This window comes from Prauserella muralis, from assembly GCF_003202285.1.
GTDB lineage: Bacteria > Actinomycetota > Actinomycetes > Mycobacteriales > Pseudonocardiaceae > Prauserella_B > Prauserella_B muralis.
The window spans coordinates 831,873-847,005 of record NZ_MASW01000005.1; the positions used below are offsets into that span (position 1 = coordinate 831,873).

Below are 15,133 nucleotides of genomic sequence, written 5' to 3' on the forward strand. Positions count from 1 at the left end.
CATGGTTAGAGTGCGGTGCGGAGTGCGGCGAACGCCGCCTCCAACGGACCTGGGGGAAGACCATGACGACGGCGGCCAAGCGCTGGGTGCTGACCGCGGCCGCCCTGGCGGTGGTGGCGATGGTCACGGCGAGTGTCGTGATCCTCTTCGGAGGCGGTGATCGGGGCACGGCCGGCGAGACCGAGGGCGGGCCCGAGGCGGAGCGGATCGCCGCCGACTTCCTCACGGCATTCGCCCATCGCAACGCGGCCTCGGCATCGGCGTGGACCGACGACCCGCGCGCCGCGCGGCGGGTGCTCACCGAGGCGGTCGCCGACCTCGGCGCGACCGCGGTCGAGACCGGCGCGGCGACGGTACGGCCCGCGGGCGACGGCGCGATGACCGGGAGTTTCACCGTGCGCTGGACGCTGGGTGAGGGCCGCGTCTGGACGTACGAGAACACGCTGGAGCTCCGGCTGACCGACCGCGGCTGGCGGGTGCGTTGGACCCCCGCGCTGATCCATCCCCGCCTGCGGGAAGGGCAACGCCTCGTGCTGCGCACCCACCCGGGCACCCCGGCCGCCGTCGACCGGGACGGCACGCCGCTGTTGGTGTGGCGGCACGACGGTCCCCGGGCTGCGCCCGGCGTCGAGGCGCCGGTCCTGCTGCCCGGGATGGCCAGGGTCACGCGTGAGCACGGCGGCGGAAACGGCTGGTCGGTCGTGCTGGTCGACGCCCGGGGCGGCGAACGGCAGCGACTGACCGGAGAGCGGGGCGGAGACAGCCGGCCGCTGGCCTCCACGCTGAGCATTCCGGTCCAGCGGGCCGCGCAGGCCGCGGTGGACGGCGCGGGCGCACCGGCGATGCTCGTCGCGATCCAGCCGTCGACCGGCGAGCTGCTCGCGGTCGCGCAGAGCACCGAGGCGGGCGCGGCGCCCGGCGCGCTGACCGGCCTCTACGCGCCGGGCTCGACGTTCAAGATCGCCACCGCGACGGCAGTGCTGGAACACGGCGTGGCCGCCCCGGACACCGTGCTCCCCTGCCCCGGCACCGCACGGATCGGCACCCGCACCATCCCCAACGACGACCGCTTCGACCTCGGTGCCGTGCCGCTGCACACCGCGTTCGCGCACTCGTGCAACACGACCTTCGCCCGGCTCGCGGCCGACCTGCCCCACGACGCGCTCGCGACCGCCGCCTCGCAGCTCGGGCTGAACGCCGACTTCACCATTCCCGGTATCACCACCGAGGCGGGCAAGGTCGAGGCGGCCGCCGACCCCGTGCGGCGGCTGGAGGACGGCATCGGCCAGGGCCGGGTGCAGGCCAGCCCGTTCGGCGTCGCGCTCATGGCGGCGACGGTCGCGCGCGGCGCCCCGGTGACGCCCACGCTGTGGCGGGACGTGGAGACCACCGTCGGCACCGGTTACCAGGCGCCCTCCCCCGCCGTGCTGGACGCCGTGCGGGCGATGATGCGCGAGACCGTCACCTCGGGCACCGCGCAGGCCCTCGCCGGGCTGGGTGAGGTGCACGGCAAGACCGGCACCGCGCAACTGCCCGACCGCACGCAGGCCCACGGCTGGTTCGCGGGCTACCGCGGCGACCTGGCCTTCGCCGTGCTCGTCCAGGGTGCCGGCTCCTCCCGGCCTGCCGTCGACGCCGGCGCCGCCTTCCTCGCAGCCGTCTCCTGACAGCCAGTGGCGACGGGGGGCGGCGCGGGAGCGCGTCACCGGCCATGGGTGTCCGCCCGGTCGCCGGGAGCGGCGGGCCGGTGATCCTCCTCCAGGATCCGCCTGATCTCGGTGACGCGCTCGCTCTCCCCGGCGAGCCCGGCATGGTGGAGTGCGTCGTGGATGGCGGTGAGCGCCTGTTCGATCTCCCGGCTGAAGATCTGGTGCGTCACCGTCGGCAGGACGCGGTGCAGCCGGTCGACCGCCGCGCGCCGGTCGCCGGGGGTGAGCTGCGGCAGCACCCTGGCCAGCGCATGAATGGCGTAGCTGCAGCTCTGGTGCTGCCCGCTGGCGCCCGCTGCGCCGACCACGCTGGTCAGCGCGTCGAGAACCTGGGGAACAGCGCGGTCACGGTAGACGATCGGCAGCGGCGGTGCGCCGTCGAGGTCCTCGCGCGACGCCGGGACCGCCCAGTGCGCGAGCAGGCTGTGCAGGGTGCGGATGGCGACCCGGGCGCCTTCGGGGTCGCTGCCCGCGGCCGTGGTCCAGGCGATGTTGCCGAGCTGGTCGACGGCGTGCCCGGGGTCCCGGTCCAGGTCGGGCATGCGGCCGAGCGTCACCGCCGCGGTCACCTCCGCGGCGAGCCGTTCGCGGGCGCCCGCATCGCCGCCCCGGATCCGGGCCACCACACTGCCGGGGACGACGTGCTCCCCCATCACGATCTCGAACTCCACCTCGAGCTCGCCCGCGCCGCTCTCGGTGTCGAGCGCCCGGCCGAGCCGGGCGAGGTCGACGCCGACGACGTAGCCGGACGCGTCCAGGTGCACCGCATGCGCCGGATGCCCGGTCAGCCGCGGGGCGGGTCGGCACCGGGCCACCTGTGCGAGCTGTTCGGCGTGCGCCGTGAGCGCGAGCTGCTCGATCATCCAGACGATCGAACTGGGCCGCATCTGGTCGACCGTGCTGTAGATGAAGACGAGCAGCAGCACCAGCGTCGCGACGACGGCGACGAGGGCCACGGCGCCGGACAGCACCGTGCGCCCGGTGGGCACCAGCGTCAGGATCAGCATGCAGAAGGCGGCCTCTCCGATCAGGATCCCGAAGAACGCCTGGTTGCTCCGGCGCCGCAGGAACTGGTCGAGCACCACCGGGCTGTAGTTCGACGACTGGTGCTGCACGGCCATCACCAGCACGAAGAACACGATCGAGTTGAGGGTGATGAGCCCGGTCACCGCACTGCTGAGCAGCGTGCTGGTCGACTGGGGCGGGACGACGGTCCCGACGGCGGCGGCGATCGGCCCGGTGGAACCGAACAGGCCGCGGTCGAAGCAGATCACCAGTGCGGCCAGGAGCAGCCAGCCGCCGATCACCAACGCCGGGATCCGCAGGAACTCGTGCAGCGCAACCCGCGCCCGGTTCTGGTGTCGCGGAGTCCGGACCTCGCGTCGCCTCGCCGTCACGACGTGCTGGCTACCCGCCGACCGTCCACACTATTCACCAAGTCCAGCGAAGATCCGTCGGAAGACACCGGGCTTCGTCCAGGTGGTCGCCGGGTACCCGCCGGGCCGCCGGGGACGCCGCACGATCGGGCAAGGGAATACACGACTGCATGACCGCCGCACTGCTCGGGTCGCTCGCCGCCACGCTCGTGCTGGCTCTACTGCACGTGGCCGCTCCGCACCTCCGTGGCCTTCCCGGCGTGCCGGAGCGGGCGACCGGGTCGTTCGCGGGCGGCCTGGCGGTGGCGTACGTGTTCGTGCACCTGCTGCCTGAGCTCGCACAGGGCAACGAGGCCATCGGTGAGGCGCTGAGCGACGTGATCGAACCGACTCCGTTGTTCGAGCTCGCCGTCTTCGTGGTCGCCCTGGCCGGTTTCGCCGTGTTCTACGGTCTGGAACGGCTCGCCGTCCGCGGCCGCGGACCGGACCACGCCGAGCCGTCGGCGTGGGTGTACCGGGTGCACCTGGGAGCGTTCGCGGGCTACAACTTCCTCATCACGTACACGATGGAGCTCCGCGTGCGCACGGGACTGCTGTTCGCCGCACTCTTCGTGGTCGCGATGGGGCTCCATTTCGTACTGACCGACCGGAGCCTGCGCGCCCATTACCCGCGACGGTTCGCCCGCCGCGGCCGGTACGTGCTCGCCGCCGCGCTGGTTCTCGGCTGGGCCGTCTCGGCCGTCCTCGCGCCCACCAGTGTGCTGCTGGTGAGCCTGCTCACCGCCCTGCTGAGCGGTTCCGTGCTGCTCAACGTGTTCAAGGAGGAGCTGCCGGACACCGGCAGGTCCAGCTTCGGCTGGTTCCTCACCGGGCTCACCTGCTATGCCGGGCTGCTGGCACTCGCCACCGCTTTCGGCGGCTGACCGGCGGTCAGCCGGCCTGGTCCAGCACGGCCTCCGCCAGCGCTCGCGCCACCCGGCCCGGGTGGGCCACCGTCGAGGCGGCGCCGGTGGCGAGCACGCCCTCGATCAGCAGCTGCAGCTGTTCCGCGGCACGGCGGGGCCAAGGATGGCCCAGTTCCACCAGTTCGTGCTGGACCATCGCGCGCACCCGGCGGCGATAGGCGGACGTCGCCTGGTGGATGGGATGGCCCGCATCCGCGAGCCCCAGGTCCGCGCCAAGGTAGCGGCAGCCGCGGAAGCCTGGCTGGGTGACCACCCGGTCCAACGCGTCGAAGACCCCGAGTAGCCGCTTTCGCGGGTCGCGGCCACCCGCCTCCAGCGTGGCGCGCATCCACTCCGCGTCCTCCGTCGCGGCCTGCCGGATCACCTCGAGCAGGAGCCCATCCTTTCCGCCGAAGTGTTCGTAGAGGGACCGCCGCGCCACCTGGGCCTCCTTGAGCAGCGCGTCCACACCGATCCCCGGGCCCTCGCTGTAGGTGAGCCGCTTGGCGGCCTCCAGCAGCCTGTCCCGCGGACCCCCACGCACGGCCGGTTTCGTCGTCACGACGACAGCATCGCAGACCGTTGACGGTAGATCAACCGTTCTATATGGTTGGTAGACCGATCGATCTATCTATCTGGAGGGCAACCATGACGACAACCGGCCAGAACGGCGACACGACGACGGTCCGCACCACCCGCGAGGTCCTGGACCGCTACAACGACGCGTTCCGCCTCCACGACCCGACACTGCTCGGCGAGGTCGTCGCCGACGACTGCGTCATCGAGGACACGAGCCCGGCCCCGGACGGACTGCGCCGCGAGGGAGGCCCCGCCTGCCTGGCGAGGTGGTCCGAACTCGCCGCCGACCGCGCGCTCGAGTTCACCCCGGAGACAGTCGAGATCCACGGAGACCTTGCGATCGCACCGTGGGTTCTTCGGTGGGGCGGCGGCGAGGACGACCGAGTGCGCGGCGTGAACCTCATCCGCGTGCGCGACGGCCGGATCGTCGAGGCACGCGGGTACGTGAAGGCCTGACGGGGAGCGCAGACATGATCATCATCGCCGGTCACGAACTCGTGGACGCCGAGCAGCGGGACGCCTTCGTCGCCGCCTTCCGGGGTCTCGTCACCCGTGCGCGGGACTTCGAGGGATGCGTCCACGTGGCCATCACCGCGGATTCCGTGGATCCCGAACGGGTCAACGTGGTGGAGGTATGGCGGGACGCCGAGGCGCTGAACAGATGGCGGAGGCGGGCCACCGGCCCGAAGGTCGGCAAACCCAGGCACGTGGAGGTGAAGCGGTACGACGCGATCGACGGTGGGCCGCTGTTCTGAGCGCCGCGAGGCGCGGCCGCGCCTGTCACCCGTGGTCGGCGCGGCCGCTGCATCGCCTCAGGCGCTCACCTCTCCGGGCCGCTTCGCGAGCACCTCGAACAGGCTCGAGAACCCTTGGTCGCCGTGCCCGTCGGCGATGCGGAGATCCATCAGGTCCTTGACCTCCCGCATGCGCACGGCCTCCACGCCCAGGGATTCCCGGTGGCTGATCAGGTCGTCCATCAAAGCGGCCTGGACGTTGAGCGAACCGAGGTCGGGACCGTACTGCCCGCTCTTGATCGCCTCACCGAACGACGTCAGCAGAGCCGGGTACGCGCTCAACGACCCGGCGACGCGTCCGGCGAACTCGGCGACGTCGACACCCTCCTCGTTCATCAGCCTGAGCGTGTGCAGGAAACCGACGAGGAACTCGTAGCTCACCGCCACCTGCCCCAGGAACTCTACGGCGGCCAGGCCGGGATCGGTGCCGTGGTAGGCGATGCCGCCCAGTTCTCTCAGCACCGGCTCGTGCGCCTCGAACGCGCTGCGGGAACCGCTGACCGGAATCAGGATGTTCGGCGTGCCCACGTACGGCGGATCGCCCATGAGCTTGCCGTCGAGGTACACGCCGCCCCGCTCGGCCACCCAGCGATCGCGCGTGCGCGCCTGCGCCGGCGAGCCGCTGGTGAGGTTCACCAGCACGCGACCGGCGACCCCGGCATCGACCGACTCCAGCACCTCGTCGACCGCGGTGCTGTCGAGCAGGCAGACCACGACGAGCGGGCTCGCCGCCACCGCCTCCGCGGCCGTCGCCGCCGCAGTGGCGCCGGCCTCGACCAGCGGCGCGCTCCTGCTCGCGGTCCGATTCCAGACCGTCGTGTGGTATCCACGGTCGGCGAACGTCCTGGCGATCGCCGATCCCATGGCACCCAGACCGAGCACGCTGACCCGACCGCTCGCCTGACCGTCCACTGTGGTTGTCGTCATGGCCGTCCTTCCCCTTGCGACTCGCATGTTTTGTGCTCGCCGACGCGAGCATCGCGATCATGCAACCTCAAGCAAGGTAGAGGTCAACTGGCCCGCTCCGGTACGGACGTCAGGCGCTCACGGCCGTCGCTGTCGTCGCGCCGAGCTGCTCCGCCAGACCGGCCAGACCATCGGCGTACAGGTCGAAGCGGTCGGAGGAGGCGGGCGGGTCACCGACGGGCCGGGCGACGTAGGCGGTGCGCAGACCCAGGGCCTGGGCGGCACGCAGGTCCCAGGCGTGCGCGGCAACCATCAGCAGCCGCTCCGGCGGCACCCCGGAGACGGCGACCGCGAGCTGGTAGACCGCGGGATCCGGCTTGTACGTCCGGGCGTCCTCGGCGGACAACGCCTGATGCCAGCGCAACCCGGCGTGCGCGTTGAGTCCCAGCAGCGCCGTCCGGCTCGCGTTGGAGAGCCCGATCAGCGGAAACCGTTGCGCGAGCAGGGCAAGACCCGCCACGGTGTCGGGCCACGGCGGGAGCCGCCGCCCGGCCAGCGCCAGTGCCGTCACCGCCGCCGGGTCGCCGGCCCCGGCGGCGTCCGCGACGAGCCGCGCCGCCTCGTGGTCGAGAGCATCGCTGGCGAGGTAGCGCCGGGTGCCGTCGAGAATGCGGCGCTGCTCGGTCTCGACGTGCCGCTGCCACAGCGACAGCAGCCGCTCGACCTCGGATTCGTCGAGCGACGGGTCGAATGCGCGGATGCCCGCGCGGATCCCCGCGGGCTCGTCGACGAGAGTTCCGAGCACGTCGAACACGAGGGCGTCGATCGCTGGCTGTGCCATGGGCGAGGTCTCCTGGACGGCGTCGGGCGTGAGGGGCGGCCACCCGTGCTCGCCCCGTGAGATGTAAGGGCTAAAGTGGCACTTAGCCACGTTAACGGGAGGTTCCTCGAGGATGCAAGTCGCGCTGGACGACTACGCCTGGGCGGCGGGCGTGGCGACCGAACTGGTCAACACCACCGCCGAGGTCTGGCGCGGCGACGACCGCCTTCCCGACGTCGCCGCCCTCGTGGCGTTCGCCGACCTGCACGGCGACCGCTCCGGCTCACTGCCGGACCTTGCCCGCCGTGCCGGCAGTGCCGACCTCGCCGCGGTCCACGAACTCCGCGCCACCGTGCGCGGGCTGATCGATCACCCGGACCGCGACGCCCTCGTCGCCGGAGCCACGACGCTGACCTCACCCGCACAGGGCGCCACCCTGGTCCCCGATCCCGCTCACCGGAACCGCGCGCGCTGGGCGGTGCCGCTGCGCGAAGGGGCCACCGTCGCCGACGCTCTCTCGGTGGTCTGCGGCATCGGGATTCTCGGTGTCGTCCACACCCTCGGCGAGCAGCGGTTCCGCCCGTGTGGCGCGCCCACCTGCCGGGGCGCGTTCATCGACACCACCCGGCCCGGCAGCCGCCGCTACTGCATGCCCGGCCTGTGCGGCAACCGGGTCAACGTCGCCAACCACCGCGCCCGCCGAGCCGAACGCACCGGCACCGACTAGCGCCGTCGCCCCTGCCGCCGAGCCCGAGGGCACCTTCGGTACCTGAGGCGTGCCCACGGTGCCCTTCGGCTCGGCGTAGGCACTCCGACGAACCTAGTCACTCCGCCGAGGGTCGCGCCAGTAGGTAGTCTCAGCCTGCGGAAGAGGCGATGCGCCTGAGCCCGAACCGCGGGCCGCCGGGCGTCGCCGCCGACGACTGGGGAGGCAGCGTGCTCGGCAGGTTCAGGCGCAAACACACCGGCGCACCCGAGACGGCAACACCGGACACGGCGGCGGCCGGAGTGCCGGTCTGGCCGCTGGAGGCCTGGCATGGCAACGGGCTGCGCGCCGACGACGCGCGCTACGTCGCGCTCTGCCTGACCCCGGCGTTCCCGGAGGAGCAGGAGACACGGGAACTCCGGGATGGAGACGCGTGGGACCGGATCCTCGGCGCTGCCAAGGCCCGTGGCTCTCGATCAGCGGCCATGGCGCGGACGGTCACCGAGTTGCTCGCCGATCCTCGCTACACGGCCTTCGACGTGCTGTACAGCTGGCTGGCGCCCGCCCACGAGGGCACGGACCGTCAACTGGAGGTGATCGACGAAGGTTTGCGCGCCTGCCCGCGCAAGTACTACCTGCTGGATCTCGCCGGAACCGCGATGCTGCGACGCGGTCGAGCCGCGGAGGCGCTCTACTACTGGGCGCATTCCGTCACGAACGCCGAGTCGGTCGGCGAGGGTGAGGACGCCAGGGCCTACGACTACCTGACGGTCGTGGCGGGCGTCGTCGGCCGACGCGACGCGGCGAAGGCCTTCCACGCCCGCGCGAACCTCGCGGACGCCCCCGAGATCGTCCTCGACGACGAATACACCCAGCTGGTCCACAAGGCGTTCCGCAAGCCGGCGCCGGCCATGAGACCCGTCATCGAGACGCTGGCGCAGCAGGTCCCCGCCTAACTCCGTAGGCCGGGCTCCGAAACACCGCGATGACGGACCGGGACCTCGATGGGCCGGTCGTGGCAGGTCGCCTCGGTCAGCCGTGTGGGCAGCCGGACCTCGGCGCTGTCGTCGGCCAGCACCGTCGGTCCTGGGCACGCTGCCCCACCCTCCCCTCCGCAGGCGGAGTCATCGTCACATCGAACGCCCAGGGGGCGTAGTATCGATGATATCGAGGACATCTCGCACGGGAGCAGCCAAGCTCGCGCCGTCCTCGACGCACGCTCATGCCGGCCCCGTAGCGGCCGAGGACGGAGCATCGGCATGATGTCGAGCCCGCACACCTCCACCAACCCCTCCGTCTCGACGGTCCTGGAGCCTTCTCGGCACCCGCTGCGGTTGCAGCTGAAGGCGGAGGCACCGACCACGGGTTATGTCGACGGCGCATGGTGGCCACGCTCCCGGGACCTGGGCGTCGAATTGCCCGGGCTCCTTGCGAAGCTGACAGTCCGGCCTGGCCGGATCGAGCGGGTGACCTACAACTCGACCAGCTGGGAGCCGGCCGGTCGGCGTCTCACGTTCGAGGGCCGCGCCATCCGGTTGGAGGGCTTTCGTTCCCAGCACCCTGACACGGTGACGGTGACCGGACAGGGCAGGCAGCGCCTGACCCTGCTCGTGATCCCGCCCGGCGCCCGAGTGGAAGCCGCACAGCACGCCCTGACGACGGCGTCGAAGCGAGCCAACGTCGACAGCACCGAAGTACTTCTCGCACACAACCGCGTCGCACAGGTCGCCCCACCGGAGGGCCCCGGTCCTGAGGGCATGGACGCCGCGACGCATCGCTGGGAAATCGAGGGCGGCCGAATCCAATGAACACGCACGAACACAGGACCCCCGCGATCGCGACATCCAGCTCCCCACGACAGCCCTTGCGGTTGGCGTTGAAGCCGAAGGCGGCCCTCATGGGGACGATCGACGGCGCCTGGTGGCCGCGGTCCCGGGACGCGCTCGCCGAGTTTCCCGCCATGATCGCCGGTCTCGAGTGGCGGCTGGGACAGCCCCACCGGGTCGCGTTCAACGCGGATGCCTGGATCGCGGCGCCCCACCGCATGATGGTTGACGGTCAGGCGATCAGCTTCGAAGGGTTCCATTCGCTGGACAAGCACACCGTGCTGGTTGCCGGGCACGGCTGGCACCGGCTGGCACTGCTGGTCGTCCCACCTGAGGCACCCGAGCACGCCGCCGTGGCCGCGCTTGCTCGGGCCGCTGATCCGGCCAACACCGAATCGGCCGCGCAGATCCTCGCTTGCAGTGACATCGGTTCCGGGGTTACCGAGGTGGCCGTCCCAGCCGCGCGCGGTGATTCTCAGCCCGCACGGCGGTCCTAGGACGTCAGCCAGAACTCGGATCAGCGGAGCGCGGACGCAACCGCCTCGGCCATCGCGCGGTACCCGGCGTCGTTGGGATGGAGGTTGTCTCCGCTGTCGTAGGCGGGGTTGAGCAGATCGGCGTCACCGGGTGCGGCCATGATCCGGTCGAGGTCCACGACCGCGTCGTACTCCCCCGACGTCCGGATCCACCGGTTGAGCGCGTCGCGCACCGCCTCGCCCTCGGGGGTGTAGTAGCCGGCTCCCTTGTAGGGCAGCAGTGTCAGCCCGATGGCCCTGATGCCGTGCCGGTGCGCCTGCCGGATCAGGTCGCGGTGCCCCGCGATGAGCTGTGCCGCGGTGACCTCCGGGCCGCCGCTGAAGCACGGATCCTCGCCGGGCGGCAGCGCCCCGAAACCGATGTCGTTGATGCCCTCCAGCACCAGCACCGTGCCGACCCTCGGCTCGTCGAGCACGTCCTCGTGGAACCGGCTGGTGGCCTTCTCCCCGAGACACGGCGAGTCGGTCAGCACCCGGTTGCCGCCGATTCCGGCGTTGAGCACGCCGCGCGGCTTGCCCTGCGCGACCAGCAGTTCGGCCAGCTCGTCGGGATAGCGGTTGTTGGCGTCGACCGTCGACAGCGCGCCGTCGGTGATCGAGTCCCCGAACGCGGCGATGGCGTCGCGGCGCGGTACGGCGCCCGTCACGTCGATGCCGGCGAGGTAGTACCAGGACTCGGTGGTCTCGGTGAACGCGCCCGCGCCGAGGTCGGCCCTGTGGTCGCCGTCGGCCCGGAAGCTCGTCGCGGACGCGAACAGGTGCTGCGTCGCGGGTCCGGTCGGCGCGGCCAGATAGAGGGTGACCGCCAGCGAGTCCAGTGGCCGCACGCCGAACACGGCCGGGTCGCTCGCGACCTCGTCGCCCGGCGGCACCACCACCGAGCGAGAGCCACGGAACGTCAGGTTCCGCAGGGTGCCCGGCCGCACCGCGGCGCCGTCGGCCGCGCGGCCGATGGTCGCCCCGGTGATGGTCAGCGGGCCGGTGCCGTAGGCGTTGGACAGCCGCACCCGCGCCAAGGCTCCGCCCGTGCTGACCCTGACCACCTGGCGGACCGTGTGGTCGGCGAAGCCCTCCTCCGACCAGTTCGGGCCGAACCCGGGACTCGGCGCCATCATGGAGGCGGCCCACGTCCCGGTCCAGTGCTTCCAGGTGCCGCCCGCCTCGGCCGTCACCGGCGCGGCGAGCGTGACCGCCGCCAGCGTGGCGGCAAGGACAGTACGCAGACGACGACGTGACGATCCCATGCGGTGACCTCCCAGGCGCGCCGTCCCATCGTAGAGCAGAACGGGCGTGTGGTGGGTACGGTCGAGGCATGACGACAGCTACCCGTGGACGTTCCCTGGTGATCGGGGCGGTCATCGCCGCGGTCGCCGCGATCGGCTCCGTCTCCGCGTGTGAGGACACCGGCGACGGCGGCGGCGACCAGCAGGAGCAGCGTCAGGAGGACAACGGCGGCGGCGAGGAGGGCAACGAGGAGCAGGGCGAGCAGCAGGACGGCGACGAGGGCGGCGGCGAGGAGGGCTGAGCGGCACCCTTCGCCACGATCGACAGGTGCCGTGCGCAGGACAAAGACCGTCCACATCGGACGTTTCGGCTTGGTCGGAGGATCCGCCTCCGCCCGGCCGCATGCCGGGCGGAGGCGGATCCCGCGGCCCAGCTCCTTCGTTCAGCCGAAGAACACCACAGCCACCAGTGTCGCCGCGACCAGACCGCAGATGACCGGAAGGAAGCAGCGCCGGGCCAGGTCGAGAACGGGCACGCGCGCGAACCCGGCGACCGCGATCAGCGACGACCACGCGACCAGCGTGCCGCCGCCAGACCAGATGTTGCCCATCTGGCCGACCGCGGCGAGCGTGGCGGGGTCGATGGAGGAACTCGTACCGAGACTGCCCGCCAGCGCTCCGGTCAGGGGCAGACCCGAGAAGCCCGACCCGTCGAGCCCAGCGACCAGGCCCACCAGCAGGATGCCGAAGGCCGCGACGAACGGGCTGTCCGGGATGTGCTGCTGCGCGACCGCCACCAGGTCGAAGAGCAGCCCGTCACCGGCATCGTCCGTGCCGAGGATCTCGGCGGCGAACTCACCGTTGCCGATGAAGAAGAAGCCCGCGATCGGCAGCACCACGCCCATGGCCTTGAAAGCGAACACCAGCCCGTTGACGACGTGCGTCGCCGACGACTCCAGGAATCCCGCCCTGTCGCCGACCAGGGCCGCGAGGAACACGATGATCGCCGCGACCCCGCCGACGAGTCCCGCGGCCTGCCCGGCCTCCAGGTCAGGCACCGGGTCCGAGACCTTCGCCACGACCATATAGGCGATGAGCGACAGGTAGGCCAGCGGCACGAGCAGGGCGAAGACCGTCGCCGCCCTCGGATGGGCGGTGGACGGCGCGTCCGCGTCCTCCTGGCCCTTCGGATCGTGTCCCTCGGGTTCGCCGGGAACCAGCGTTGCCGTGCCACCACCGGGGCGGGCGGTGCCGCCACCCGTCGACGCGGCCGCGCGAGCGCGGCCGGCCCGCACCCTGCCCCAGCGCCGTCCGGTGCCGGCACTCGCGGGCGCCTCGGCAGCGTCGGAGGTGCCGGCCGTTGCGGCAGTGTCGGCGGCCGTGGCCTGCACGGCTGCGCCGCTCGCGCTCGCCGTCGCGGCCCCGCCCTCCCACTCGGCCAGCAGCCGCGGTGACGGCGTACGGATCTTGCGAACCTCCAGCGCGTAGGCGGCCAGCAAGGCCACGCCACCGACCACGAGGGAGAGCACCATCGACGTGTCGGCGACCGCATTGGCGTCGAGTCCGCCCGCCTGCGCCGAGAGGCCCGGCGCCACCCGGATCACGTAGTCCGACGACAGTGCCATGCCCTGCCCGGCACACGCGACGACGACACCGACGGCCATCGGACGCAGACCTGCCCTGATCGCCACGGGAACCAGCACCGCCCCGATCAGCGGCACAGCAGGCGTGGGCCAGAAGAACAGCGACATGAAGTAGGTGACGATCGCAAGGCCCCAGAAGGCCAGGTGACCGTTTCGCATCACCCGCCGGAACGGTGCGACCATCTTGCGGTCGGCGCCCAGCGCCTGCAGGGAATGCAGCATCGCCGTGACGAGCGCGATGATGAGAAAGATGTTGAACAGGTTGGTCGCTGCGACGAGGCTGGCGTTGAACACCGAGGTGATGCCGGTGATCAGGCTGCCGGAGAAGACGAGCGCCGTCAGGAATGTGGCGACCACGGCCGGAACGACGATGTTCTTGCGCGCGATCATTGTTGCCAGAATGACGACGACGCCTAACAGATACACCCAGTGAGCTGCGGTCAATTGCATCGGGTTTCCCTTCGGGCGGCAGTCATGCGTTAACCGAAGAGGTTCCGCGCACAACCGGTATACCGTCTACCAGTCATGTGCACAGCGCAAGGGCACAACATTGTGCACGTTGCCCTAGCTTTCGCGATGTTCACCGGAGCAGTCTGATGTGGAGCCGGCTGTAGCGGAACCGTGACACCGCGGAAACAACGCCGGTCCCTTTCCCTTTCGGACGATCCCGGAGGTTCGCTGACCCGTGACGAAGGCGACCGCGCGGCCGGCCAAAAGCGCACGAGGCGAGCAGGCCGCCGGCGCGGAGCCCGGCATCCGGGTCCTGCTCACGCTGCTGGCGGTGACGTTACTCGGCACCGTGTGCAACAACGTCGTCAACGTCGCGCTCCGGGATCTCAGCGGTGACCTCGGCGTCCCCCTGTCCTCCGGTGTGCTCGCCGTGAGCGCGTTCGTGCTCGTGCTCGCGGCCACGATGCCGGTGATGGGCTGGGTGGGAGACCGGTTCGGCCGCAAGCGCACGCTGGTGGCCGCCCAGGTGCTCTTGCTGGCCGGCGTGGCCGGCGCGGCGCTGGCACCCTCACTGCCGGTCCTGGTGGTGTCCCGGGCACTGCAGGGCCTCGGCTGCGCCGCGGCACCGCCCTGCGTGATGGGCATGCTGGCGAGCCTGTACGGACCTGCCCGCCGCAACCGCACGATGGGCCTGTGGGCGGCGGCCAACGGCATCGGCCAGGCTCTCGGACCGCCGCTGGGCGGGCTCGTGGCGGGTTCCTGGGGCTGGCGCGGCATCTTCTGGGTGCTGGTCCCGGTGAGCGCGCTGCTGGTGATGGCGCTGGCCTGGCTGGTGCCTGGCGAGGCGCCGCGCCGCGCCGGACTGCACTGGCCCGGCGCGGTGGCGTTCACGACCGCCACGGCGTTGCTGATGACCGCGGTGGCGGTCGCACCGGTCGGCGCACTGCCGGGCTGGGCCCCGGCCACTCTCGCCGGTGCGGGAGCGGCCGGGCTCGCCGTCTTCGTGCTGGTCTCGCGCCGAACCGCGGACCCGTTCGTCCCTCCCGCGCTGCTGGCCGAGCCCCGGTTCCTCCGCAGCGGAGTCGCCGCGTGCGCGCAGATGTTCTGCCTCGGCGCCACGCTGGTCGCGCTGCCGTTGCATGTCACGGGTGCGCTCGGCCGGTCGACGGCGGTCGCGGGCATTCTGGTGTTCGCGCTGCCGGCCACCATGGCGGTGCTCGCGGCCGTCGTCGGCTGGCTCACCGAACGCACCCGGCCCCGCCTCGTCCTGCGGGCGGGCCTCGTGACGCTCGTCCTCGCCCAGGCAGGGCTGGGGCTGTTCACGGCCGCCGGCACCGCCGGGCTCGGCTGGCTGGGCGCCCTGCTGGTGGTGGCCGGTGCCGGTGTCGCGCTGGTGCAGACTCCCGCCGCAGCCGGAGCCACACGCTCGACCGACGGCAGGGCGGGCTCGGCGCTGGGGGTCTTCAACACGCTCCGGTTCGGCGGCGCGACCCTCGGTACCGTGTGGGCCGGGTTTTTCTATTCACAGGATCTGCCCGCCGTGCTGTTCGGCGGGTGCGCCGTGTTCGCCCTGCTGGCATTGCTCGTCAGCTTCGCGGGACGCAACCCCGACGCCAGCTGA

The 15,133-nt window shown here is 71.8% G+C and carries 16 protein-coding genes; 10 read left to right on the plus strand and 6 right to left on the minus strand.

All coding sequences use genetic code 11. The annotated features are described in order from the left end of the window. Nucleotides 1-62: 62 nt before the first annotated feature. Nucleotides 63-1,667: a penicillin-binding transpeptidase domain-containing protein gene (locus tag BAY60_RS24735; RefSeq protein WP_245992784.1), complete on the plus strand. Its 1,605-nt coding sequence runs from the start codon at nt 63-65 to the stop codon at nt 1,665-1,667. A gap of 35 nt (nt 1,668-1,702) precedes the next feature. On the opposite strand, the gene BAY60_RS24740 is transcribed toward BAY60_RS24735, so the two are convergent. Next, a complete protein-coding gene (locus BAY60_RS24740) occupies nt 1,703-3,106 on the minus strand; it encodes a DUF2254 family protein (protein ID WP_112283402.1) in 1,404 nt (467 codons plus the stop codon). Nucleotides 3,107-3,255: 149 nt separating this feature from the next. Here BAY60_RS24740 and BAY60_RS24745 point away from each other — a divergent pair, with 149 nt between their 5' ends. Continuing rightward, nucleotides 3,256-4,008 (plus strand): hypothetical protein, encoded by a 753-nt coding sequence (locus BAY60_RS24745; protein WP_112283403.1) that lies wholly within the window; start codon nt 3,256-3,258, stop codon nt 4,006-4,008. 7 nt (nt 4,009-4,015) lie between these two features. Here BAY60_RS24745 and BAY60_RS24750 read toward each other — a convergent pair whose 3' ends face one another. Beyond that, on the minus strand, nt 4,016-4,591 hold the full coding sequence (locus BAY60_RS24750; RefSeq protein WP_211330438.1) for a TetR/AcrR family transcriptional regulator: 576 nt from the start codon (nt 4,589-4,591) through the stop codon (nt 4,016-4,018). An 86-nt stretch (nt 4,592-4,677) separates the two neighbouring features. Between BAY60_RS24750 and BAY60_RS24755 the strand changes: the two genes are divergently transcribed. Next, entirely contained in the window at nt 4,678-5,064 is a 387-nt protein-coding gene (locus tag BAY60_RS24755) for a nuclear transport factor 2 family protein (protein WP_112283404.1), read from the plus strand. Nucleotides 5,065-5,078: 14 nt separating this feature from the next. After that, entirely contained in the window at nt 5,079-5,363 is a 285-nt protein-coding gene (locus BAY60_RS24760; protein WP_112283405.1) for a putative quinol monooxygenase, read from the plus strand. A 57-nt stretch (nt 5,364-5,420) separates the two neighbouring features. Here the strand turns inward: BAY60_RS24760 and BAY60_RS24765 are convergent, their stop codons facing one another. Both BAY60_RS24765 and BAY60_RS24770 read right to left on the minus strand, forming a co-directional pair. Beyond that, nucleotides 5,421-6,329, minus strand: a complete 909-nt coding sequence (locus BAY60_RS24765) for an NAD(P)-dependent oxidoreductase (protein ID WP_112283406.1) — start codon at nt 6,327-6,329, stop codon at nt 5,421-5,423. A gap of 109 nt (nt 6,330-6,438) precedes the next feature. Beyond that, nucleotides 6,439-7,149: a haloacid dehalogenase type II gene (locus BAY60_RS24770; RefSeq protein ID WP_112283407.1), complete on the minus strand. Its 711-nt coding sequence runs from the start codon at nt 7,147-7,149 to the stop codon at nt 6,439-6,441. A 112-nt stretch (nt 7,150-7,261) separates the two neighbouring features. Here BAY60_RS24770 and BAY60_RS24775 point away from each other — a divergent pair, with 112 nt between their 5' ends. The 4 genes from BAY60_RS24775 (at nt 7,262) to BAY60_RS24790 (ending at nt 10,157) form a co-directional block, all read left to right on the plus strand. Next, nucleotides 7,262-7,855 carry a CGNR zinc finger domain-containing protein gene (locus tag BAY60_RS24775; RefSeq protein ID WP_112283408.1) on the plus strand — a complete coding sequence of 198 codons (594 nt, stop codon included), beginning with the start codon at nt 7,262-7,264 and terminating at the stop codon, nt 7,853-7,855. Nucleotides 7,856-8,004: 149 nt separating this feature from the next. Further along, entirely contained in the window at nt 8,005-8,790 is a 786-nt protein-coding gene (locus BAY60_RS24780) for a hypothetical protein (RefSeq protein ID WP_245992785.1), read from the plus strand. 303 nt (nt 8,791-9,093) lie between these two features. Further along, nucleotides 9,094-9,642 carry a DUF5994 family protein gene (locus BAY60_RS24785; protein ID WP_245992786.1) on the plus strand — a complete coding sequence of 183 codons (549 nt, stop codon included), beginning with the start codon at nt 9,094-9,096 and terminating at the stop codon, nt 9,640-9,642. After that, nucleotides 9,639-10,157, plus strand: a complete 519-nt coding sequence (locus BAY60_RS24790; protein WP_281272761.1) for a DUF5994 family protein — start codon at nt 9,639-9,641, stop codon at nt 10,155-10,157. Before BAY60_RS24785 ends, BAY60_RS24790 begins: the two co-directional genes overlap by 4 nt. 20 nt (nt 10,158-10,177) lie before the next feature. Here the strand turns inward: BAY60_RS24790 and BAY60_RS24795 are convergent, their stop codons facing one another. Beyond that, a complete protein-coding gene (locus BAY60_RS24795; RefSeq protein WP_112283410.1) occupies nt 10,178-11,440 on the minus strand; it encodes an SGNH/GDSL hydrolase family protein in 1,263 nt (420 codons plus the stop codon). A gap of 68 nt (nt 11,441-11,508) precedes the next feature. Here BAY60_RS24795 and BAY60_RS24800 point away from each other — a divergent pair, with 68 nt between their 5' ends. Continuing rightward, nucleotides 11,509-11,721, plus strand: a complete 213-nt coding sequence (locus tag BAY60_RS24800) for a hypothetical protein (protein WP_112283411.1) — start codon at nt 11,509-11,511, stop codon at nt 11,719-11,721. 141 nt (nt 11,722-11,862) lie between these two features. On the opposite strand, the gene BAY60_RS24805 is transcribed toward BAY60_RS24800, so the two are convergent. Beyond that, complete coding sequence (locus BAY60_RS24805) at nt 11,863-13,452, minus strand: hypothetical protein (RefSeq protein ID WP_245992787.1); 1,590 nt, start codon at nt 13,450-13,452, stop codon at nt 11,863-11,865. 295 nt (nt 13,453-13,747) lie between these two features. Between BAY60_RS24805 and BAY60_RS24810 the strand changes: the two genes are divergently transcribed. Next, complete coding sequence (locus BAY60_RS24810; RefSeq protein ID WP_112283413.1) at nt 13,748-15,133, plus strand: MFS transporter; 1,386 nt, start codon at nt 13,748-13,750, stop codon at nt 15,131-15,133.